20 protein-coding genes and 1 pseudogene are annotated in these 21,248 nt (G+C 75.6%); 10 read left to right on the top strand and 11 right to left on the bottom strand.

Annotation, left to right across the window (positions count from 1 at the left end):
- Position 1: 1 nt before the first annotated feature.
- The 9 genes from ACVJO7_RS16435 to ACVJO7_RS16395 form a co-directional block, all read right to left on the bottom strand.
- Positions 2-1,063: a uroporphyrinogen decarboxylase/cobalamine-independent methonine synthase family protein gene (locus tag ACVJO7_RS16435; protein WP_491673630.1), complete on the bottom strand. Its 1,062-nt coding sequence runs from the start codon at positions 1,061-1,063 to the stop codon at positions 2-4.
- Between the two features lie 119 nt (positions 1,064-1,182).
- Positions 1,183-1,644, bottom strand: a complete 462-nt coding sequence (locus tag ACVJO7_RS16430; protein WP_491673578.1) for a nitroreductase/quinone reductase family protein — start codon at positions 1,642-1,644, stop codon at positions 1,183-1,185.
- Positions 1,645-1,682: 38 nt separating this feature from the next.
- Positions 1,683-2,135, bottom strand: a complete 453-nt coding sequence (locus tag ACVJO7_RS16425) for a nitroreductase/quinone reductase family protein (protein WP_491673577.1) — start codon at positions 2,133-2,135, stop codon at positions 1,683-1,685.
- A gap of 575 nt (positions 2,136-2,710) precedes the next feature.
- Positions 2,711-3,793, bottom strand: coding sequence for a tRNA 2-thiouridine(34) synthase MnmA (gene mnmA / locus ACVJO7_RS16420; RefSeq protein ID WP_491673576.1), 1,083 nt, complete (start codon positions 3,791-3,793; stop codon positions 2,711-2,713).
- 4 nt (positions 3,794-3,797) lie between these two features.
- Positions 3,798-4,985, bottom strand: a complete 1,188-nt coding sequence (locus tag ACVJO7_RS16415) for a cysteine desulfurase family protein (protein WP_344018025.1) — start codon at positions 4,983-4,985, stop codon at positions 3,798-3,800.
- Between the two features lie 40 nt (positions 4,986-5,025).
- The gene (locus tag ACVJO7_RS16410; RefSeq protein ID WP_491673575.1) at positions 5,026-5,931 is read right to left on the bottom strand and encodes a lysophospholipid acyltransferase family protein; all 906 of its coding nucleotides are present in this window, start codon (positions 5,929-5,931) and stop codon (positions 5,026-5,028) included.
- A 287-nt stretch (positions 5,932-6,218) separates the two neighbouring features.
- Positions 6,219-6,992 (bottom strand): GNAT family N-acetyltransferase, encoded by a 774-nt coding sequence (locus ACVJO7_RS16405; RefSeq protein WP_491673574.1) that lies wholly within the window; start codon positions 6,990-6,992, stop codon positions 6,219-6,221.
- A 209-nt stretch (positions 6,993-7,201) separates the two neighbouring features.
- On the bottom strand, positions 7,202-8,149 hold the full coding sequence (locus tag ACVJO7_RS16400; RefSeq protein WP_344018022.1) for an electron transfer flavoprotein subunit alpha/FixB family protein: 948 nt from the start codon (positions 8,147-8,149) through the stop codon (positions 7,202-7,204).
- Between the two features lie 46 nt (positions 8,150-8,195).
- Positions 8,196-8,981: an electron transfer flavoprotein subunit beta/FixA family protein gene (locus ACVJO7_RS16395; RefSeq protein WP_344018021.1), complete on the bottom strand. Its 786-nt coding sequence runs from the start codon at positions 8,979-8,981 to the stop codon at positions 8,196-8,198.
- Positions 8,982-9,377: 396 nt separating this feature from the next.
- On the opposite strand from ACVJO7_RS16395, the gene ACVJO7_RS16390 reads away from it, so the two are divergent.
- Positions 9,378-9,671, top strand: coding sequence for a hypothetical protein (locus ACVJO7_RS16390; RefSeq protein WP_344018020.1), 294 nt, complete (start codon positions 9,378-9,380; stop codon positions 9,669-9,671).
- A gap of 16 nt (positions 9,672-9,687) precedes the next feature.
- Here ACVJO7_RS16390 and ACVJO7_RS16385 read toward each other — a convergent pair whose 3' ends face one another.
- The gene (locus tag ACVJO7_RS16385) at positions 9,688-10,353 is read right to left on the bottom strand and encodes a TetR/AcrR family transcriptional regulator (RefSeq protein WP_491673573.1); all 666 of its coding nucleotides are present in this window, start codon (positions 10,351-10,353) and stop codon (positions 9,688-9,690) included.
- Positions 10,354-10,476: 123 nt separating this feature from the next.
- Here ACVJO7_RS16385 and ACVJO7_RS16380 point away from each other — a divergent pair, with 123 nt between their 5' ends.
- From ACVJO7_RS16380 to ACVJO7_RS16355, 6 genes are all read left to right on the top strand, one after another.
- Positions 10,477-11,703 carry an acetyl-CoA C-acetyltransferase gene (locus ACVJO7_RS16380; protein ID WP_491673572.1) on the top strand — a complete coding sequence of 409 codons (1,227 nt, stop codon included), beginning with the start codon at positions 10,477-10,479 and terminating at the stop codon, positions 11,701-11,703.
- Entirely contained in the window at positions 11,703-12,440 is a 738-nt protein-coding gene (locus ACVJO7_RS16375; protein ID WP_344018017.1) for a 3-oxoacyl-ACP reductase family protein, read from the top strand. The genes ACVJO7_RS16380 and ACVJO7_RS16375 overlap by 1 nt, the downstream gene beginning before the upstream one ends.
- Positions 12,441-12,472: 32 nt before the next feature.
- Positions 12,473-14,284 (top strand): acyl-CoA dehydrogenase, encoded by a 1,812-nt coding sequence (locus tag ACVJO7_RS16370; protein WP_491673571.1) that lies wholly within the window; start codon positions 12,473-12,475, stop codon positions 14,282-14,284.
- A gap of 120 nt (positions 14,285-14,404) precedes the next feature.
- Positions 14,405-15,145: a class I SAM-dependent methyltransferase gene (locus tag ACVJO7_RS16365; RefSeq protein ID WP_491673570.1), complete on the top strand. Its 741-nt coding sequence runs from the start codon at positions 14,405-14,407 to the stop codon at positions 15,143-15,145.
- Positions 15,142-16,659, top strand: coding sequence for a 1,4-alpha-glucan branching protein domain-containing protein (locus tag ACVJO7_RS16360; protein ID WP_491673569.1), 1,518 nt, complete (start codon positions 15,142-15,144; stop codon positions 16,657-16,659). Before ACVJO7_RS16365 ends, ACVJO7_RS16360 begins: the two co-directional genes overlap by 4 nt.
- Before the next feature lie 243 nt (positions 16,660-16,902).
- Positions 16,903-18,147 carry a glycosyltransferase family 4 protein gene (locus ACVJO7_RS16355; RefSeq protein WP_491673568.1) on the top strand — a complete coding sequence of 415 codons (1,245 nt, stop codon included), beginning with the start codon at positions 16,903-16,905 and terminating at the stop codon, positions 18,145-18,147.
- Between the two features lie 202 nt (positions 18,148-18,349).
- On the opposite strand, the gene ACVJO7_RS16350 is transcribed toward ACVJO7_RS16355, so the two are convergent.
- Positions 18,350-19,057 carry an acyltransferase gene (locus ACVJO7_RS16350; protein WP_491673567.1) on the bottom strand — a complete coding sequence of 236 codons (708 nt, stop codon included), beginning with the start codon at positions 19,055-19,057 and terminating at the stop codon, positions 18,350-18,352.
- A 76-nt stretch (positions 19,058-19,133) separates the two neighbouring features.
- Here ACVJO7_RS16350 and ACVJO7_RS16345 point away from each other — a divergent pair, with 76 nt between their 5' ends.
- The 3 genes and pseudogenes from ACVJO7_RS16345 to ACVJO7_RS16335 form a co-directional block, all read left to right on the top strand.
- The gene (locus ACVJO7_RS16345) at positions 19,134-19,352 is read left to right on the top strand and encodes a hypothetical protein (RefSeq protein ID WP_491673566.1); all 219 of its coding nucleotides are present in this window, start codon (positions 19,134-19,136) and stop codon (positions 19,350-19,352) included.
- A 16-nt stretch (positions 19,353-19,368) separates the two neighbouring features.
- Positions 19,369-20,283, top strand: coding sequence for a nucleoside hydrolase (locus ACVJO7_RS16340; RefSeq protein WP_491673565.1), 915 nt, complete (start codon positions 19,369-19,371; stop codon positions 20,281-20,283).
- An 851-nt stretch (positions 20,284-21,134) separates the two neighbouring features.
- Positions 21,135-21,245: pseudogene (locus ACVJO7_RS16335) on the top strand (SDR family mycofactocin-dependent oxidoreductase); the annotation flags it as partial.
- Between the last annotated feature and the right edge of the window lie 3 nt (positions 21,246-21,248).

Below are 21,248 nucleotides of genomic sequence, written 5' to 3'. Positions count from 1 at the left end.
GCTACTCGTCCGGGTCGGCGAAGGCCCGGCCCAGGTCGCGGGAGAGCTCCAGTGCCCGGCGCGCCCAGTCCGGGGTGGCGCCGGCCAGCCCGCAGGCCGGGGTCGGGACGGCGAGCCGGGCCAGCCGGTGCCGGTCGAACCCGAGCCGGTCGGCGAGCTCGAAGCCGGCGCGGGCGAGCTCGCCGATCTCAGGCTCGCGGCGCGGCGCGGTGCTCGGCACCAGCCCGAGCAGCAGCGGCGTCCCGGCGTCCCAGGTCTCGCCGATCGCGTCCAGCGCGGCGGGCTCGGCGGAGGCGCCGGCGAAGGCGGGCCGGGTCGCGTCGATCCCGACGGCGGCGGCGCCGGCCCCGGCGAGCAGCCGGATCGGCGGGCGGTCGGCGCAGCAGTGCACGACGACCGGGGCGTCCACCGAGGAGATGAGGTCGCGCAGCACGTCCTGCGCGTCCGGGGCGCGGATCGCGCGGACGGTGCCGTAGCCGGACGCGGTGGGCAGCGAGCCGGCGATCACTGCGGGCAGGCCGGGCTCGTCGAGCTGGACGACGACCGACGCCCCGGTCCGCGCGGCGATCTCGGCGACGTGCCCGCGCAGTCCCTCGGCGAGGCTGGCGGCGAACTCGCGGACGGCGCCGCGGTCGGTGAGCACCCGGTGCCCGGACGCCAGCTCCACCGCGGCGGCGAGCGTCCACGGCCCGGCAACCTGGACCTTGACCCAGGCCGGGCGGGCGCGGTCGCAGGCGTCGTCGAACGCGTCCAGGTCGCCGGCCATCAGGTCGCGGGCCCGGCGCAGGTCGCGGCCCGGCCGCGCGGTGACCCGCCAGCCGGTGGGGACGACCTCGACCGCGAGGTCCACCAGCAGCCCGGCGGTGCGGCCGATCATATCCGCGCCGACGCCGCGCTCGGGCAGCTCCGGCAGTGCGGGCAGCTCCGGCGTCTCGCCGACGACGAGCGCCGCCGCCTCCCGGATGTCGGTCCCGGGCAGCGACCCCACCCCGGTGGCGATGCCGGTGGGCCACAGCTCCCGCGGATCGGCGGGCTCCTCGGGCGCGGCGTCGACGACCTCGATCCGGGGCTCGGGCGGGCGGCTCTCGCCGGGGCGCACGTCACCCAGGCCGGCGGCGGCGAGCGCGGCGGCGAGCGGATCGTCAGAACTCACCCGCCCAGTCTCCCCCTCCGCGGTGCCGGCTACGGCGCCGACCCGTCGCCGGCGAGGACGAAGACCGGGTAGCGGTGTGCGACCGCGGCGATCTCGGCGGCGGACGAGTCCGGGGTGAGATCGTCGAAGAAGACCTTCGCCATCCGGCCCAGCTCTCGCAGGTAGGACTGCAGCACCGGCACGGCGTCGTCCGCGGAGAGCTCGGTCGCCCGGATCCGCTCCGCGGCGCCGGCCCGCAGCACTGCGCGGCCCTCCGCGGCGCGGAGGTTGCGCACCCAGTCGGTCGCGCCCCGCGGCGAGATCAGGTAGCGACGGTCCCCGCTGGTGAACGGGGTCAGCGGCACCGAGCGGACCCGGCCGCTGACCCGGCCCGGCACCTCCAGCAGGACGGTCCCGCCGGGCAGGACACCACGCCCCGCGAGCACCCCGAGCAGCGGGTTGAGCAGCCGCCGGTGCACGATCCCGGGTGCGCGGTAGTTCGAGTCGACCATCGGGCCAGCCTGGCAGGCGACCGGTCCGGCGGCGAGGGTCAGGAGAGCACGAAGATCGGGTGCCGGGCCGCCGCGGCGGTCATCTCGTCGTCGGACGAGGAGGCGTCGACGCCGTCGAAGAACGCCCCGACCTCCCACGCCCAGCGCCGCAGGTACTCCCGCAGCACCGGGACCGCCTCGGCCGGCCCGGTCAGCTCGGCGGCCCGGACCTGCTCGGTCCGCCGCCCGACCCTCAGCTCGGCCACCCCCGCGACCCGCAGGTTGCGGACCCACTGCGTCTCCCCGCGCGGGGAGACGAGGTAGCGGCGGCCGTCGAACGGCAGCGGATTGACCGGGACGGTGCGGATCTCACCGGAGCGGCGGCCGCGGACGCCGAGCACGGCCGAGCCGGCCAGCGGGAGGCCGAGCCGGGTCAGACCGGCGACCAGGGGGTTCAGCAGCCGGCGGGTGACGAGCCCGGGAGCCTTGTAGTGAGAGCGCTGGTTCATCATGAGAGCAGTGTTCACGTTTCTGTGGGGAAACGCAAGAGCGGTGCTCTCGTTCGTGGGCGCGTGCTTCCCCGGGGATCGGCGCAGCGCGGCGTCGCACCCCGGGGACGGGTCGCCGCACCCCCAGCGCGACGTCGCACCCGCTCCAGCCGGTGCGCAGACAGTGGCGGGGTGCGAGCAGACCCGGGACGCAGTCGAGGACCACCCCCACCCCCGCGTCACCGCCCCGGGTGCGGCGCGCCCCTGGAGGTGGGCGCCGCACCTCCAGCGCGACACCGCACCCCGGGAACGGGTCGCCGCACCCCCAGCGCGACGCCGCACCTGATGGAACAGGTGCGACGACGGCGCCGGGGTGCGACATACCGCGGCCGGGCGGGCGGAGCGGCCACGCAGCAGCCGCGCGGGTGGGCGGTCGCGCGGGCAGAGCGGCCGCGCGGGCAGAGCGGCCGCGCGGGCAGAGCGGCCGCGCGGGCAGAGCGGCCGCGCGGGCAGAGCGGCCGCGCGGGCAGGGCGACCGGGCGGGCCGGGTGGCGGAGCGAGCGCCCGGGCGGGGTGCGATCCCGGGCGGGGTGGCCGGCTCAGCCGGTCCCGGCGATGGTGGCGGACCCGAGGACGATGTCGCCGTCGTCGGAGGGCCGGTAGAAGGCGACGGCCTGGCCCGGCGCGACACCGCGCAGCGGCTCGGCGAGCGCCACCGTCATCCCGCCGGCCGACGGGGTCAGCTCGGCGGCCGCCGTCCCACCGTGCGCCCGCACCTGCACGACGCAGTCGAAGGGCGCCTCCGGGGCCACCCCCGAGGTCCACACCGGCGAGTGCGCGGAGATCGAGCGCACATCGAGCGCGGAGTCCGGGCCGACCCGCACGGTGCCCTCGACCGGCTCGATCCCGAGCACGTAGCGCGGACGCCCGTCGGCGGCGGGCCGGTCGACGCCGAGGCCCTTGCGCTGCCCGACGGTGAACCCGTGCACACCGTCGTGGGTACCGAGCACCTCGCCGGACGCGTCGTCGACGACGGTGCCGGGGCGGCTGCCCAGCCGGTCGCGCAGGAAGCCCTGGGTGTCGCCGGTCGGGATGAAGCAGATGTCGTGGCTGTCCGGCTTGCCCGCCACCCGCAGCCCGAGCCGCCGGGCCTCCGCCCGGATCTCCGGCTTCGGGGTGTCGCCCACCGGGAACATGGCGTGCCGCAGCTGCCCGGCGCGCAGCACGGCGAGCACGTAGGACTGGTCCTTGCCGGGATCGGCCGAGCGGCGCAGCTCCGGCACCGCCGGGTCGAGACGCGCGTAGTGCCCGGTGCAGACCGCGTCGAAGCCGAGCGCCAGCGCCCGGTCCAGCACCGCCGCGAACTTGATCTTCTCGTTGCAGCGCAGGCAGGGGTTGGGGGTCTCCCCGGCGGCGTAGGCGGCGACGAAGTCGTCCACCACGTCCCGGGTGAACTCCTCGGACAGGTCCCACACGTAGTACGGGATGCCGAGCACGTCGGCGGCGCGGGCGGCGTCCGCCGAGTCCTCCTTCGAGCAGCACCCGCGGGATCCGGAGCGGATGGCGTCGCGGGTCCGGGACAGTGCCAGGTGCACACCGACGACGTCGTGCCCGGCGGCCACCGCCCGCGCGGCGGCGACCGCGGAGTCGACGCCGCCGCTCATCGCGGCGAGGACGCGCACCGGATCAGCCCGTCACCGTGGCGGGGGTGCGCCCGGCGCGGCGGGCGCGCTCGATGACCGAGCCGATCGCCCCGGCCAGCGCGATCACGTCGGCGCGGGTGCTGGTGTGCCCGAGCGAGAACCGCAGCGAGCCGCGGGCCGTGCACTCGTCGGCGCCCATTGCCAGCAGCACGTGGCTGGGCTGCGCGACGCCGGCGGTGCACGCGGAGCCGGTCGAGCAGTCGATGCCGTGCGCGTCGAGCAGCATCAGCAGGCTGTCGCCCTCGCAGCCGGGGAACGACAGGTGCGCGTTGCCGGGCAGCCGGTCGGCGCCGAGCGGGGCGCCGTTGAGCACCGCGTCCGGGACCTCGGCCAGCACCGCGGCGACCAGCTCGTCGCGCAGCGCGGCGATCCCGGCGCGCCGCCACGGGGCGGTGGAGACCGACTCGGTGACCGCGGCCGCCAGCCCGGCCAGCGACGGGACGTCGAGGGTGCCGGAACGCACGTCCCGCTCCTGGCCGCCGCCGTGCAGCAGCGGGGTGCACTCGACGTCGCGACCCAGCAGCAGCACCCCGGCGCCGTACGGGCCGCCGAGCTTGTGCCCGGTCAGGGTGAGCGCGTCGGCGCCCGACGCCGCGAAGTCGACGTCGAGGATCCCGACGGCCTGCACGGCGTCGGTGTGGAACGGGACGCCGAACGCGTGGCTGATCTCGGCCAGCTCGCTGACCGGGTTGACCGTGCCGACCTCGTTGTTCGCCCACATGACCGACACCAGGGCGTTCGCGTCCGGGTCCTCGGCGAGCGCCGCGCGCAGCGTCTCCGGCCGGACCCGGCCGGTGGCATCGACCTCGAGCAGCCGCAGCCGAGCGCCCTCGTGCGCGACCAGCCACTCGGCCGCGTCGATCACCGCGTGGTGCTCGACCGCGGACACCAGCACCCGGGTGCGGCGCGGGTCGGCCGTGCGGCGGGCCCAGAACAGGCCCTTGACGGCCAGGTTGTCGCTCTCGGTCCCACCGGCGCAGAACACGACCTCGGACGGCCGGGCGCCGACCGCATCGGCGATCCGCTCCCGCCCCTCCTCGACCTCGCGCCGGGCCCGGCGGCCCGACGAGTGCAGCGACGACGCGTTGCCGGTGCGGCCCAGCGCGTCGCTCATGGCGGCGACGGCTGCGGGCAGCATCGGTGTGGTCGCCGCGTGGTCCAGGTACGTCATCGGCACCCAGGATAATCCCCGCGCGCGCGGACCGGGCGCCTCACCCGCGTCCGGCGCGCACCCCCGGCGCGGGCACCGGGCGGCGGACGTGGTCGCGGGCCCGCCGGGCCAGCCCGCGGCGGTCGTCGGTCCCGGGTTCGACGAGCTCGCCCACCCGCACCTCGCAGACCAGCCCGGGCAGCCGCAGGACCCGCCCGAGCGTGTCCCCCAGGGACTGTCCACCGACGAACGCGGCCGCGGCGGTCGGGCGTCCGTCCGGTGTGGTGAGCGCGATGGTGACCGGCCGGACCGGCACCGCAGCGTCGATCGCGGCCTGGAACGGGGCCCGCCGGTAGTCCCCGCCCACCGCGCCGCACCAGGTCGTCGCCTCCGGGAACACGCCGACCAGCGCACCGGAGCGCAGCGCGCCGGTGACCGTCGCGACGGTCGCGGGCAGCCGGGACAGGCCCTCGCGGTGCACGAAGACCGTGCCGACCACGGCGCCGAGCGTCCCGATCAGCGGCCAGTCCCGGACCTCCCGCTTGGCGAGCATCGTCACCGGGCCGAGCGCGCCGAGCGCCGGGATGTCGATCCAGGACGTGTGGTCGGCGACGACCAGCGCGCCGCGGCCGTCCGGCGGGGCGAGTGGACCGCCCCGGACGACGAGCCGCACCCCTGCCCCGCGGAGCACCGCGCGGTGCAGGGCACGCAGCACCGGGCCGAGTGCCCGGGGGCCCGCCGCGGCGGCCGGCGGCACGGTGAGCAGAGCGAGGCCGAGCACCGCGAGCAGCACCGCGGCCCGGCGGACCAGCCGCCACCGGCCGGTCGTCGCCGGGGCGGGCAGGCACTGGTCGGCGGTGCACGGCGACCAGGCGGCCCAGGGGCCGCCCGGCCGCTGCGCGGCCGGCGGCACGGTGGGATGGGTCGGGTGCCCGTGCCTGTGCCCGGCCCCGGCGTGCGGCGGCACACCGGCACCGGGCGGGGCCGGCAGGGCGGGCGGTGCGGATAGGGCGGGCTGGGCGGGCGGGGCGGATCGCGCGGGCAGGGCGGGCAGGGCCGGCGGGGCGGATCGGGCGGGCGCGGCGGCCGGGCGCGGGTCGGTAAGCAGAGCAAGGGCAGGCCCGGTAAGCAGAGCAAGGGCGGGCCCGGTGGGCAGTGCAGGGGCAGGCCCGGTGGGCAGTGCAGGGTCCGCCCCCGGGGCAGGTCGCGGCCCGGCGGGCGGCGCGGTCCCGCCGGCCGGATCGGCCGCGAGCGTCATCCCCGCGGCCCCGCGGGCGCGTCACCCAGGAAGAACCGGCGGTAGCGCGGGTCCATCAGGTCCATCCCGAGCAGCACCGGGAAGTCGGCGACGCCGAAGTCCGGATCGTGCGCCGGCGGCCCGCACACCGTGGTTCCCAGCCGCAGGTAGCCGCGCAGCAGCGGCGGCATCGTCGTCGTGCGGTGCCGCGGCGCGGTGGCCGGGTCCCACGGCCGGTGCGGGACGGTCCGGTACCCGGCCGGGGAGAGGTGCCGCTCGCGGACGGTCTCCCAGACGCCGGCCGCGCGGCTGCCGCCGTCGTCGAGCCCGACGCTGGCGCAGCCGATCAGCCAGCGGTGCCCGGTGAGCAGCATGTAACGGGCCAGCCCGGCCCACACCAGCCCGACGACGGCGCCCGCCCGGTGGTCGGGGTGCACACAGGACCGGCCGGTCTCCACCAGCGAGCCGCGCAGCGGGTCGAGCGCGGACAGGTCGAACTCGCCGTCGGCGTAGAGCCCGCCGGCCTCGTGCGCGCCGCGCGGCGGGAGCATCCGGTAGGTGCCGACGATCTCGCCGGTGGCGTCCTCGCGGACGACGAGGTGGTCGCAGAAGGGATCGAAGCGGTCGACGTCGCGGCCGGGCACCGGGGAGTGCAGCCGGGCCCCGAGCTCGCCGGCGAACACCCGGTACCGTAGTGCCTGCGCGGCGGCAACGTCGTCGGCGTCGGTGGTGAGCAGCAGGGAGTACCGCCGGGCGGCGGTCTCCGGGGTGGAGACGATCACCTGGTTCACACCGGTGTTGGTACCGGCCGCAGCCGACGCCCGGACGGTCCGGCGGTGGCGCCGGGATGAACGCCCCCCGACGGGGCCGGGCGGGATGTCGGCCGGGTGTCGGCGCAGGCAGGCGCCGGTTGGCAACAGGTGAACGGGCCCCGCACGCGACGACGCCCGGTCACCGCGCGGGGCGGTGGCCGGGCGTCGCCGGTGCGGACGCCGGAGCGTCAGCTCTTGCGCTTGGTGATCTCCTCCTGCAGCTGCGGCGCGACCTTGAACAGGTCACCGACGATGCCGAAGTCGGCGACCTCGAAGATCGGCGCCTCCTCGTCCTTGTTCACCGCGACGATCGTCTTCGACGTCTGCATGCCGGCCCGGTGCTGGATCGCCCCGGAGATGCCGAGTGCGATGTAGAGCTGCGGCGACACCGACTTGCCGGTCTGCCCGACCTGGAACTGCGGCGGGTAGTAGCCCGAGTCGACCGCGGCGCGCGAGGCGCCGACGGCCGCGCCGAGCGAGTCGGCCAGGCCCTCCACGACGGTGAAGTCCTCGGCCGAGCCGACGCCGCGGCCACCGGAGACGATCACGGTCGCCTCGGTCAGCTCCGGGCGCGATCCGCCCTCGATCGGCTCGCGGGCGGTCACCGTGGCCTGCCGGCCTGCGGCCGCCGGGACCTCGACGGTCTCCCGCGCACCGGCACCGGCGCTCGCCTCGATGTCGATCGCGCCCGGGCGCACGGTGATCACCGGGTGCTCGGTGTTCGCCTTCGCCTCGGCGGTGTAGGCACCGCCGAACACCGAGTGCGCCACGCCGTCGGCGGTGACGCCGACCACGTCGCCGAGCAGGCCGGAGTTCGTGCGGACGGCGAGCCGCCCGGCGATCTCCTTGCCGTTCGCCGACGCCGAGATCAGCACCGCGGCCGGCGAGGCGGACCCGACCAGCGCCTCCAGCACCCCCACCTCAGGGGCCAGGAAGTCGGTCGAGTCGGTCTCGGCGACGTAGATCTTCTCCGCGCCGTTCTGCGCCAGCCCGTCGGCCAGCTTGTCCGCCACCCCGGCGGCACCCACCACGACGGCGGACGGCTCGCCCAGCGCGCGGGCGGCGGTCAGCAGCTCGTAGGTGGTCTTCTTGACGTCTCCGTCGACGTGGTCGACGAGAACCAGTACCTCAGCCATGGTTTCCGGTCTCCTAGGAAGAAGGGGTTTCGACTACGCCGACGGGTCAGATCAGCTTCTGGCCGACCAGGTACTCGGCGATCTTCGCGCCGCCGTCGCCCTCGTCGGTCACCTTCTCGCCCGCCTGCTTGGGCGGCTTCGGCGCGGACGACGTGACCGTGGTGAGCGCGTTTGCCAGCCCCACCTCGGACGGGTCGATCCCGGCACCGGCCAGGTCCAGCGACGTCACCGGCTTCTTCTTCGCCGCCATGATCCCCTTGAACGAGGGGTAGCGCGGCTCGCCCGACTTCTCCCCCACCGACACGACGGCGGGCAGCTCGGCGGTCAGCCGGGTGACGCCGTCGTCGGTCTCCCGCTTGGCGGTCACCGTCGTGCCCTCGACCGAGATCTCGTTGGCCCAGGTCAGCGCGGGCACCCCGAGCAGGTCGGCGATCATCGCCGGCACCGCCGCGATCTGGCCGTCCGACGCCGAGTTGCCGGCGATCACCAGGTCCCAGCCCTCGACCGTGCCGATCAGCTTGGTCAGCGCCTTCGCCGTCTGCACCGCGCACGAGCCGTGGATGGCCTCGTCGGACAGGTGCACCGCGGAGTCCGCGCCCATCGACAGCGCCTTGCGGATCGCGTCGGTGGCGCTGTCCGGGCCGATCGTCACCACGACGACCTCGGAGCCCTCGTTGGCCTCCTTCACCTGCAGCGCCTGCTCGACCGCGCGCTCGTTGATCTCGTCGATGACCGCCTCGGTCCCCGCCCGGTCCAGGGTGTGGTCGGAGTCGGACAGCTTCCGCTCCGAGTAGGTGTCGGCCACCTGCTTCACCAGGGTCACGATCTTCATAGGACCTCTTCGACCTCCTGCCGCGGCGGCCTGCGCGCCTGCGCACACCGCGTCGTCCTGATTCGCGGTCCGGCACCGGTGGTCCGGTCCCGTCCCGTCTCGCGTCACCGTGACGGTGCTGTGCCGCGCGCTCTGCCGAGCGGAGGTGGGCCGCGGCGTCGCGCCCGTCGTGTACCCGGTGACTCTGCCAGCGTCGTGCCGTAGTGGCACGCCGTGCCACTGTGACGTTCATTGTTACCAACGAGTAGCCATGTGGCAAACGCCCGCGAGCGGTGACCGTACTCACGCGCGCGTCACGTCACGCCCGGCACGCGCGACGTCACACCGTGCATCGCCTGGAGGAGGGACGGGTTTCGCTACCGTCGGCACCTCGGACACCGGCAGGAAGGAGCCGTCGTGCAGGTGACCGGGTTCGACGACCGGTTGGGGACCGGCTACGTCCTCAGTACCGGGGCGCACGCCGACGAGGACGTCCCGGGCAGCCGGGTCGTGCAGCACGGCGGGATGACCGTGCGGGCCACGGAGGGCCTCGCCGCGATGCTGGAGGACGCGCTGGCCTACCGGCCGACCACCCGGTTGGGGTGGGGCGGGCCGGAGGTCCCGCTGACCCTGGAGGACGCGACGCTGCTCGCCTGGCTGCGGCAGGACGTCGGCGGGGTGGTCGCCGTCGCGGGCGAACCGGCCGCCTGACCGGCCCGCGCCGCGGTCAGACCCGGGCGGGCACCAGCATCCGCTCGGCGAGCTCGCAGTAGAGCCGGCCGATCCCGTCCGGGGTGTAGGGGCCGGACGGGGTGAACCAGCGGGCCACGTCGACCCCCAGCGAGAGCACCGCGGTCGCGACGCCCCGCACGTCCGGCCGCTCCGGGTCCACCCCGCCGAACACCTCGGCGACGACCTGCCGGACGATCCGCTCGGTGGCCCGGCGCAGCACCGTCACCTGCTCGCGGTGCTCCGGGCCGAGCGCGGCGAACTCGTACTGCACGACCCGGGCGACGGTGCGCTGCTCGGCGTGCCAGCGGCTGAAGGCGTAGACCAGCGTCCGGAAGGCGTGCCCGGCGGGTTCAGCGGCGGCCGCGGCCCGCACCAGCCCGAGCGCCCGCGCGTGGCCGCGCCTGCTGACCTCGAACAGCACGTCGTCCTTGGACCGGAAGTGCACGTAGAGCGCCGCGGTGCTCAGCCCGGAGCCGGCGGCGATGTGCCGCAACGTGGTGGCGTGGAAGCCGCGGTCGGCGAACGAGTCGATCGCGGCGACGACGATCGCCCGGGCGGTCGGCGGCAGATCGGACCAGAGATCGTCACCGTCGAGCAGCACGGCGCCGGCCGCGGCCGCCCGCCCGGCGTCCCCGGTCACCGGCCCGTCCAACTCGGTCATCCGCACGTCCCCGTCCTGCGCACCGCGTCCCGGTGACGCCCTGCACACCCATCATCCCCACTTGCCCCGGCGCTCCCCGCACTGGTACTTACTAAGCAATTAGTTACTCGCGAAGGAGCGCCGATGCCCGACGCCGTGATCGTCGCCGCCACCCGTTCGCCGATCGGGCGGGCCCGCAAGGGCTCGCTCGCCGGCGTCCGGCCGGACGACCTGGCCGCCCGCATGGTGCGGGCCGCACTGGACCGGGTCCCTGAGCTCGATCCCGCCGAGATCGACGACGTGCTCCTCGGCTGCGGGCTCCCCGGCGGCGAGCAGGGCGACAACATGGGGCGGATCGTGCCCGTGCTGCTCGGCCTGGACACCGTCCCCGGCACGACGGTGACCCGGTACTGCGCGTCGTCGGTGCAGAGCACCCGGATGGCGATGCACGCCATCCGGGCCGGCGAGGGCGACGTGTTCGTCTCGGCCGGGGTGGAGACCGTCTCCCGCTACGACCGCGGCACCTCCGACTCCTGGCCCGGCACGCACAACCCGCTGTTCGCCGGCGCCGAGCAGCGCACCGCCGAGGTGGCCGCCACCGGCGCCGCGGGGTGGACCGATCCGCGCGCCGCCGGGGAGCTGCCGGACGTCTACATCGCGATGGGCCAGACCGCGGAGAACCTCGCGCTCGCCGAGGGCGTCACCCGCGAGGAGATGGACCGGTTCGCCGTCCGCTCGCAGAACCTCGCCGAGGCCGCGATCGGCGACGGCTTCCACGCCCGCGAGATCACCCCGGTCACCCTCGACGACGGCACGGTCGTCGACACCGACGACGGCCCGCGCGCCGGGGTCACCTACGACGCCGTGGCCGGGCTCAAGCCGGTGTTCCGGCCGGACGGGCGGGTCACCGCCGGCAACTGCTGCCCGCTCAACGACGGCGCCGCCGCACTCGTCGTCATGTCCGACACCCGGGCCCGGGACCTCGGCATCACCCCGCTGGCCCGGGTCGTCGCCACCGGTGTCTCCGGGCTCTCCCCGGAGATCATGGGGCTGGGCCCGGTCGAGGCGTCCCGGCAGGCACTCGCCAGGGCCGGCATGGCGATCGACGACGTCGATCTCGTCGAGATCAACGAGGCGTTCGCCGCGCAGGTCGTCCCGTCCGCCCGGCACCTGGGGATCGACCCGTTCGGCGACACGCTCAACGTGCACGGCGGCGCCATCGCCCTCGGCCACCCGTTCGGCATGACCGGCGCCCGGATCACCACCACCCTGCTGAACGGCCTGCGCGCCCGGGACGCGAGCATCGGCCTGGAGACCATGTGCGTCGGCGGCGGGCAGGGCATGGCGATCATCCTGGAGAGGCTGTCCTGATGGCGAACCTGACCTTCGACTTCACCGGCCGCTCGGTCGTCGTCACCGGGGCGGCGCGCGGCGTCGGCCGGGCGATCGCCGAGCGCTTCACCGGCGCCGGGGCGAGCGTGTTCCTGGTCGACTTCGACGCCGACGCGGTGGCCGCCACGGCCGCCGAGCTGGGTGCGACCGGCATCGCGGCGGACGTGTCGGACACCGCGGCGGTGACCGCCGTCGTCGACCGGGTGGTGACCGACACCGGCCGGCTCGACGTGCTCGTCAACAACGCCGGGGTGCTGCGCGACGGCGTGCTCTGGAAGCTGACCGACGACGACTACGAGACCGTCATGGCGGTGCACGCCGGCGGCACCTTCCGGTTCACCCGGGCCGCGGTGCCGCAGTTCCGGGCGCAGGGCTCCGGCCGGGTGGTGAACGTGACCTCCTACACCGGGCTGCACGGCAACGTCGGCCAGTCCAACTACGCGATGGCCAAGGCCGGGATCATCGGCTTCACCCGCACCGCGGCGAAGGAGCTGGCCCGGTTCGGGGTCACCGTCAACGCGATCTCGCCGAACGCACGCACCCGGATGGTCGAGTCGATCCCGCAGGCCAAGCTGGACGAGCTGGCCGCGCAGATCCCGATGGGCCGGTTCGCCGAGCCCTCCGAGATGGCGGACGCGGTCGCCTTCCTGGCCTCCGACGAGGCCGCCTACGTCACCGGCGTCGTGCTGCCGGTCGACGGCGGACTGTCCATCTGAGCCCGCGGCCCCACCGAACCGAAGGAGATCCGGTGCCCGGATCATCGCAGCTGCTCTCGCGTCCCGACCTGGACTTCCTGCTCCACGACTGGCTCGGCGCCGGATCGCTCACCGCCCGGGAACGCTTCGCCGAGCACTCCCGGGAGACCTTCGACGCCGTCCTCGACGTGTGCGCCGAGATCGCCGCCGAGCGGTTCGCCCCGCACAACAAGCGCAACGACACCGAGGAACCCCGCTTCGATCCGGCGGGCGGCGGCCGGGCGGTACTGCACGACGAGGTCCGCCCGGCGCTCGACGCGCTCGCCGGGACCGGACTGCTCGCCGCGACCGCGGACGCCGGGGTCGGCGGGCTGCAGCTGCCGCACGTGGTGCGCTCGGCGTGCGTGGCCTGGTTCGCCGCGGCGAACATCTCCACCTGGGCCTACGCCTTCCTCACCGCGGCGAACGCGAACCTGCTGCTCGCGCACGGCTCGAAGGAGCAGGTCGAGACCTGGGTCCGGCCGATGCTCGAGGGCCGCTTCCACGGCACCATGTGCCTGTCCGAGACCCAGGCCGGGTCGTCGCTGGCCGACGTCACCACCCGGGCCGAGCCGCAGGACGACGGCAGCTACCGGCTCACCGGCACCAAGATGTGGATCTCCGGCGGGGACCACGAGCTGGGCGAGAACATCGTCCACCTGGTGCTGGCGAAGATCCCCGGCGGACCGGCAGGGGTGAAGGGCATCTCGCTGTTCGTCGTGCCCAAGTTCCTGGTCGGCGACGACGGCACCCCCGGCGAGCGCAACGACGTCGTGCTGGCCGGGCTGAACCACAAGATGGGCTACCGGGGCACCACCAACGCGGTGCTGAACCTCGGCGAGGGCGGCCACACCCCCGGCGGCGCCCCGGGGGCCGTCGGCTACCTGGTCGGCGAGCCGCACCGGGGCCTGTCCTACATGTTCCACATGATGAACGAGGCCCGGATCGGGGTCGGCGCGGGCGCCGCGGCGCTCGGCTACACCGCCTACCTCAAGTCGCTGGACTACGCCCGCAGCCGCCCGCAGGGACGCCCGGTCGCCGGCCGGGACCCGGGCCAGCCCCAGGTGCCGATCGTCGAGCACGCCGACGTGCGCCGGATGCTGCTGGCGCAGAAGTCCTACGCTGAGGGCGCGCTCGCGCTCGTCCTCTACTGCGGGCTGCTGCTCGACGAGCAGGAGACCGATCCCGACCCGGCCGGGCGGGACCGGGCGGGGCTGCTGCTCGACGTCCTCACCCCGGTCGCGAAGAGCTGGCCGTCGCAGTGGTGCCTGGCCGGCAACGATCTCGCCATCCAGGTGCTCGGCGGCTACGGCTACACCCGCGAGTACGACGTCGAGCAGCACTACCGGGACAACCGGCTCAACCCGATCCACGAGGGCACCCACGGCATCCAGGGCATCGACCTGCTCGGCAGGCGCACCGCCGCCCGCGACGGCGCCGGGCTCGACGCGCTGGACGCGCTGATCGTCGGGACGGTCGCCCGGGCCCGCGCCGGCGGCGCCGAGGCGAAGGAGTACGCCGAGGGCCTCGACGCCGCCCGGGCCCGGCTGGTCGGGGTGACCCGGGCACTGCACGCCGAACCGAACGTCACCGCCCGGCTGGCGAACGCCTCGATCCACCTGGAGGCGACCGGGCACGTCGTCCTGGCCTGGATCTGGCTGGAGCAGCTGCTCGCCGCCGGCGACCGGACCGACGACCTGGGCAACGGCAAGCGGGCCGCCGCCCGCTACTTCTTCCGCTACGAGCTGCCCCGCACCGGGCCGCAGTTCGACCTGCTCGCCGCGGTCGACCGCACCACCACCGATCTCGACCCGTCCTGGCTGTAGCCGACCCCCGTCGAGCGTTGCGAGATGGCTGCCGGCACCACCATCTCGCAACGCTCGACGTCCGACCGGGCCGGTGCCCCGGTGTGGGTGGCGCCCGCCGCGGCGTGATGGAGTCGGTGGGTGACCAGCAGCCTGCCCCTCACCGGTGAGCGGACCGTCCCCGGGATCGCCGTCGAGAACTACTGGTTCCGGCGGCACGAGATCGTCTACACGGCGATCGCGGACCGCTGCACCGGCGCCGTCGTGCTGGAGGCGGGCTGCGGCGAGGGCTACGGCGCGGACCTGCTCGCCGGGACGGCACGCCGGGTGCTCGCGCTGGACTACGACGCCGCGACCGTCGCGCACGTCCGCGCCCGCTATCCCCGGGTGGCGGTGTCCCGGGCCAACCTGGTGGCGCTGCCGGTCCCGGACGGCTCGATCGATGTCGTGGTGTCGTTGCAGGTCATCGAGCACCTGTGGGAGCAGGAGCGGTTCCTGCGCGAGTGCCGGCGGGTGCTGCGGCCGGGCGGGACGCTGCTGGTGTCGACGCCGAACCGGATCACCTTCTCCCCCGGCCGGGACACCCCGCTCAACCCGTTCCACACCCGCGAGCTGGACCCGGCGGAGCTGGCCGGGCTGGTCGGCGACGCCGGGTTCGACGACGTCGTCGTGCACGGGCTGCACCACGGCCCCCGGCTGCGCGCGGCCGACGCCCGGCACGGCGGCCTGATCGAGGCGCAGACCCGGCTGGCGCTGTCCGGCGAGCCGTGGCCCGCCGCTCTCGCCGCCGACGTCGCGGCCGTGCGCAGCACCGACTTCGAGCTGCGCACCGACGACCTCGACGCCTCGCTGGACCTGCTCGTCGCGGCGGTCCGCCGGTGACCCCGGTCGGCACCTTCTGCCTGGTCCTGCACTCGCACCTGCCGCTGCTGGCCCGGCACGGGCGCTGGCCGGTCGGCGAGGAGTGGCTCTACCAGTCGTGGGCGCAGTCCTACCTGCCGATCGTGGCGACCCTGCGCGAGCTCGCCGCGGAGGGGCGCGGCCAGCTCGCCACGCTCGGGATCACGCCGGTGCTGGCGGCGCAGCTCGACGACCCGTACTGCCTGCGCGGCGTGCACGACTGGCTCGGCGGCTGGACGCTGCGCGCGCACTCGGCGGCCGGCCGGCTGCCCGATCTCGCCGCGCACGAGCACCGGGTGTCCACCGCGGCCACCGCGGAGTTCGAGGCGCACTGGCGGCACGGCGGGTCGCCGGTACTGCGGGCGCTGCGCGACTCCGGCGCCGTCGAGCTGCTGGGCGGGCCGGCCGCGCACCCGTTCCAGCCGCTGCTGCGCCCCCGGATGCGGGCCTTCTCGCTGCGCGCCGGGCTGGCCGACCACGCGCTGCGGCTCGGCGGACGACCGGCCGGGATCTGGGCACCCGAGTGCGGCTACGCACCCGGGATGGAGGACGACTACGCCTCCGCCGGGGTGCGACGCTTCCTGGTCGACGGCCCCGCGCTCCGCGGCGACACCGCGCTCGCCCGGCCGGTCGGCGGCTCCGACGTGCTGTGCGTCGGGCGGGACCTGGACATCACCTACCGGGTCTGGTCGCCGCGCCGCGGCTACCCCGGCTCGCCCGAGTACCGCGACTTCCACACCTGGGACCACCCGTCCGGGCTGAAGCCGGCCCGGGTGACCGGCCGCCGGGTGCCGCCGGAGCGCAAGAAGCCGTACTCGCCGGCACTCGCCGCGCAGGCCGTGCAGCGCGACGCCCGGGACTTCGTCGACACCGTGGTCGCCCGGCTGCGGTCGCTGCGCGCCTCGACCGGCCGGCCGGCGCTGACCGTCGCCGCATTCGACACCGAACTGTTCGGGCACTGGTGGCACGAGGGCCCGGACTGGCTGGCGGCGGTGCTGCGGCTGCTGCCCGAGGCGGGCGTCGACGTCCGGACCCTCGGCGGGGCGATCGACGACGGCCTGGTCGGCGACCCGGTCACCCTGCCCGAGTGCTCGTGGGGCTCCGGCAAGGACTGGCGGGTGTGGGCCGGGCCGCAGGTGTCGGACCTGGTGGCGCTGGGCGACGACGTCCAGCACGACCTGCTGGCCGGGCTGGACACCGTGTGGCCGGAGACCGGGCCGATGCTGCGCCCCGACGTCCGGGACCCGCTGGCCGATCTGCTCGTCGACCAGGCGCTGCACGCGCTGTCCAGCGACTGGGCGTTCATGGTCACCAAGGACTCGGCCGCCGGTTACGCCCGCTCCCGCGCCGCGATGCACGCCGGCCGGGTCGCCGAGCTGTCGGCGCTGTTGCGGCAGGGGCGCCGGCGCGCCGCCGAGCGACGGACCGAGCGATGGACCGACGTGCCGGTGCCGACCTTCGGGCACGTCGACGCCCGGGATCTCGCCGGTCCCTGAGCCGTTCCCGGGCGCCGGGGGTGCCTCGCCCGGGCACGCTCCCCGCCCGGGCCAGACGCCGCACCCCCGGCCCCGCATCGCACCCCACCCCGGCCACACGCCGCACCCCCCGCGACGCATCGCACCCGTACCGCCACATCGCACCCGTTGCGGACGGTGCCTCGACCGAGCCGGGGTGCGCGGACCGGCGCGCGGCCCGTACCCGGGGGTAACCACCGGTACGGCGTTTGCCAGGATTCCCTGATGCGGGTGCTGATGGTCAGCTGGGAGTTCCCGCCAGTCGTGGTCGGCGGACTGGGCAGGCACGTGCACGCGCTTTCCCGGGAGCTCGCCGCCGCCGGGCACGACGTCGTCGTCCTGTCCCGGGCACCCGCGGGCACCGACGCGGACACCCATCCGAGCAGCGACGGGATCGTCGACGGCGTCCGGGTGCTGCGCGTCGCGGAGGACCCGCCGCATCTCGAGTTCGGCACCGACATGGTGGCCTGGACCCTCGCGATGGGGCACGGCCTGCTCCGGAACGCGCTGACCTCGTTGCTGCCGGGCTGGCGTCCGGACGTCGTGCACGCCCACGACTGGCTGGTGGCGCACCCGGCGATCGCGCTCGCCGACGTGCTCGGCGTGCCACTGGTCGCGACGCTGCATGCCACCGAGGCCGGCCGGCACTCGGGCTGGCTCCCCGGGCCACTGAACCGGCAGGTGCACTCCACCGAGTGGTGGCTGGCGCAGCGCGCCGACGAGGTGATCACCTGCTCGTCCGCGATGCGCGCCGAGGTGTCCGCCCTGCACGACCTCGACGCCGACACGATCCACGTGGTGCACAACGGGATCGACCTGCGTCGCTGGCGCTCCCGGGTAGCCGCCCCGGCTCCCGTCGCGACCGATCCGCGACTTGTCTACTTCGGACGGCTGGAGTACGAGAAGGGGGTCCAGGACCTGATCGCGGCGCTTCCCCGGATCCGGCGCCGGCATCGCGGCACCCGGCTGCTCGTCGCCGGGAGCGGGACCCAGCAGGCGATGCTGGAGGCCCGGGCCGCCGAGCACCGGGTGCGACGCTCGGTCGAGTTCCTCGGCCACCTGCCCGACGCCGAGCTGACCGCCCTGCTCCGGGCCGCCGACGCCGTGGTGCTCCCGAGCCGCTACGAGCCGTTCGGGATCGTCGCGCTGGAGGCCGCGGCGGTCGGGGCCACCCTGGTCGCGTCGACCGCGGGCGGGCTCGGCGAGGTCGTCCGGGACGGCGAGACGGGGCTCGGCTTCGAACCGGGCGACGTCCCGGGGATCGCCGACGCCGTCGACCGCGCGCTGTCCGACCCGCGCGCCGCGCGACGCCGGGCCCGGGCGGCCAGGGCCCGGCTGCGCACCGACTTCGCATGGCCGGCGATCGCCGCCCGCACCGCGGAGATCTACGCCGCGGCCCGCCCCGGCCCGCCGCAGAACCTCCCCCGCCCGAAGATCCCCACCGGGAACCTCTTCGACCGCACCCCCTGACCCGCCGCGCCCCCATACGCCGCACCCCGGCCCCCGCCGAGATGCAGCTCAGCGGGAATTGTGGATCTTTCCGGCCCGCTGAGCTGCATCTCGGCGGCGCGGGGGGTGCGGCGAGGCTCGGGGCGGGGCGGCCCGGCGCGGGGCGGGGCGGCGCGGGGCGGGGCAGGGTGCGGCACGGCTAGGCGGGGCGGGGCGGGGCGGGTCAGGCCCGGTCGAGCCGGGTCCGCAGGGCCCGGTCGGCCTTGCGGGCCATGTCGGCGACCGCGGCACGTTCGGCGGCGGCGGCGTCGTAGTCGGCTCGCCGGTCGCGCACCACCTGGGCCGGCGTACCGACCGCGATCGTGTCGGCCGGGATCTCCCCGCGTGCGACGGCGTGCGCGCCCAGCACCACGCCGGAGCCGATCCGGGTGCCGCGCAGCACCGACGTCTTCACGCCGAGCCAGCAGCCCTCGCCGATCCGGACCGGCGCCTTGACGATGCCCTGGTCCTTGATGGGCCGGTGCACGTCCTCGGTGCGGTGGTCGAAGTCGGTCACGTACACCCAGTCCGCGACCAGGGTGGCTGCCCCGACCTCGACGTCGAGATAGCAGTTGAGGGTATTGTTCCGGCCGAAGACGACCTTGTCGCCGATCCGCATCGAGCCCTCGTGGCAGCGCAGCGCGGTGCCGTCGCCGATGTGCACCCAGCGGCCGATCTCCAGGCGCCCGAAGCCGGGCCGGGCCTCGATCATCACCCCCTTGCCGAGGAACACCATGCCGCGCAGCACGACGTGCGGCTGCCGGATGCGCAGCACCAGCAGCCGCCAGTAGCGCACCAGGTACCACGGGGTGAAAGCCCGGTGGCGCAGGATCCAGCGCAGTGAGGTGAGCGTGAACAGCCGGGCCTGCTCCGGATCGTCCTGCGGTCGCACAGGTCCGACCCTAGGGGTGTGCCGGGCGGTCGCGGCGGGTACCTCCACCGGTACCCCGACGATCGGAGCGAGACACGTGGGCGACAGGCGAGAACCGGACGACGGCACCGACGTCGGCACCGGCGAGCTGACCTCCGGCAACGGGGCGGGCGCCGCGGGCGCCGGCACGGCGCGGGACCGCGACCATGCGGGCAACCCGCGTTCCGGGGCGGGCACCCACGACGCGGGCGCCACCGAGGCCGCGGCCCGCGAGCTGGCCGAGGAGAACGAGGACGAGCCGACCCGCAGCGAGTGAGTCGTAGGCTGCCAGGGTGCCTCGCCCGCTGATCATCGACACCGACCCCGGCGTGGACGACGCCGTCGCGGTCGTCCTCGCCCTGCGCAGCCCGGAGGTGGACGTCCGCGCCGTCGTCGCCTCCTACGGCAACGTCGGTCTGGACCGGACACTGCCGAACGCGGGCCGGTTGCTCGCGCTGGCCGGGCGGCCGGACGTGCCGCTCGGCGCCGGCGCCGACCGGCCGCTGGTGCACCGGCTGGAGCAGCGGGCCACACACGTGCACGGCGTCGACGGGCTGGGGGGCCGGGCCGCGCACCTGCCGGACCCGGTCGGACCGGTGCCCGGCTCCGGGATCGCGCTGATGGCCCGGGTGCTGCAGGAGGCCACCGAGCCGGTGACGATCGCCGCGATCGGGCCGCTGACCGACACCGCGCTGCTACTGGCCACCCATCCGGAGCTGGTGCAGCGGATCGGCCGGATCGTCGTCATGGGCGGGGCGATCGGCGGCGGCAACGTCACCGGCGCCGCCGAGTTCAACGTGCACGCCGATCCGGAGGCGGCGCACCGGGTGTTCACCCAGGCCGAGGTGCCGGTGGCGCTGGTCCCGCTGGGGACGACGCTGGCCTGCGCTGCGGGCCCGGACTGGGTGGCCGCGCTGGCCGCGGCGGACCCGGCCTGCGCCGAGCTGGCCGCGATGCTCGGCGGCTACCTCGACCGGACCGGCAGCGACGCCGTCGCGCTGCACGACGCGATCGCGCTGCTGGACTGCGTGGCCCCCGGCTCGCTCGCCGCGGATCCGGTCGGGCTGGCCGTCGACACCGGGTTCGGCCCGGCCCGCGGGGCCACCGTCCCGGACCGTGGGCCCGGGCCGGCGGCCGCGGTGGACGTGTTGTTCGCACCGGACGTCCCGGCGGTGCTGGACGCCGTGCTGGACCGGCTGCGCGGGTGAGCCGGCCGGTCAGGAACCGGCGGCCTCAGTGGCCGGAGTTGGCGCGGGCGCGGGCGCGCGCCCACCCCGATCGCCGTGGCGGACACCGGCGGTGCGCCGCCGACCAGCAGCAGCACGTATCCGGCGGCCGCCAGGGCCAGCACGAACACCGCGACCCGCGACGCGAAGAAGTGGTCGATCAGGATGTCGACCACGATCCGCCGACGACGACCGAGACGCCGACGACACCGGCGATCGCGGCGGCCGAGGCGGGCGCCACCCCGGCGTCGCGGCTGGTGCCCAATCTCCGGCGGGGCGTGCCCGGAGGTGACGGCTCGGAGTCCGGGTCCGCACCGACATCGCCGTGTACTGCTACCGCGGGACCCGACCGACCCCGACCGTGCTGACCGGGCAACGTACCGACGAACCGATCGTGACCGGGGTCGACTGGCCGGACGGCGTGGAGATCGCCAACGAGTTCCCCTCGGTGCGGCTGGCGCTGGTGGACACACCGACCGGGATCAGGCTCGAGGTCTACTCGCTCAAGCTCGGCGAACGCATCCACCTGGATCCGGTTGCGCTGGAGTGCCTCACCTGGCGGTCACCCGCGTCGTTCTCGACGTTCCTCACCCCGCCCTCGGTGCCCCGGTTCACCGACACCGCGGATCTGATCGTCACCGCCGAGCTCGGCCGGTCCGTCGGTCGCCACGATCGCGGCGACGCTGGACCAGCTGTGGCAGTACCTGGTCCGGCGGCTGGACCGGCACGTCCCGGCCGCACCGGTCGGCTGAGCGGAACGCACGACACCGCACCCGCCGGCGCACCGGCCTACGGTCGCCCGGCGTCGTCGCCAGAGGAGAACTGGAGCAGCCATGGGACGGGTCGAGGGCAAGGTCGCCTTCATCACCGGAGCGACCCGCGGGCAGGGCCGCAGTCACGCGGTCCGGCTACCCAGGAGGGCGCGGCCATCATCGCGACCGACACCA

The organism is Pseudonocardia sp. DxW, assembly GCF_058448985.1.
The sequence above is the reverse complement of the archived record's forward strand: the minus strand, read 5'-3'. Positions and strand labels throughout refer to the sequence as shown.

Bases quoted from the DNA above. Each gene is read 5' to 3' on its own strand.
- ACVJO7_RS16430 (WP_491673578.1), bottom strand. From the start codon at position 1,644: ATGGTCGACTCGAACTACCGCGCACCCGGGATCGTGCACCGGCGGCTG.
- ACVJO7_RS16425 (WP_491673577.1), bottom strand. From the start codon at position 2,135: ATGATGAACCAGCGCTCTCACTACAAGGCTCCCGGGCTCGTCACCCGC.
- ACVJO7_RS16415 (WP_344018025.1), bottom strand. From the start codon at position 4,985: ATGACGTACCTGGACCACGCGGCGACCACACCGATGCTGCCCGCAGCC.
- ACVJO7_RS16400 (WP_344018022.1), bottom strand. From the start codon at position 8,149: ATGGCTGAGGTACTGGTTCTCGTCGACCACGTCGACGGAGACGTCAAG.
- ACVJO7_RS16395 (WP_344018021.1), bottom strand. From the start codon at position 8,981: ATGAAGATCGTGACCCTGGTGAAGCAGGTGGCCGACACCTACTCGGAG.
- ACVJO7_RS16385 (WP_491673573.1), bottom strand. From the start codon at position 10,353: ATGACCGAGTTGGACGGGCCGGTGACCGGGGACGCCGGGCGGGCGGCC.
- ACVJO7_RS16380 (WP_491673572.1), top strand. From the start codon at position 10,477: ATGCCCGACGCCGTGATCGTCGCCGCCACCCGTTCGCCGATCGGGCGG.
- ACVJO7_RS16375 (WP_344018017.1), top strand. From the start codon at position 11,703: ATGGCGAACCTGACCTTCGACTTCACCGGCCGCTCGGTCGTCGTCACC.
- ACVJO7_RS16355 (WP_491673568.1), top strand. From the start codon at position 16,903: ATGCGGGTGCTGATGGTCAGCTGGGAGTTCCCGCCAGTCGTGGTCGGC.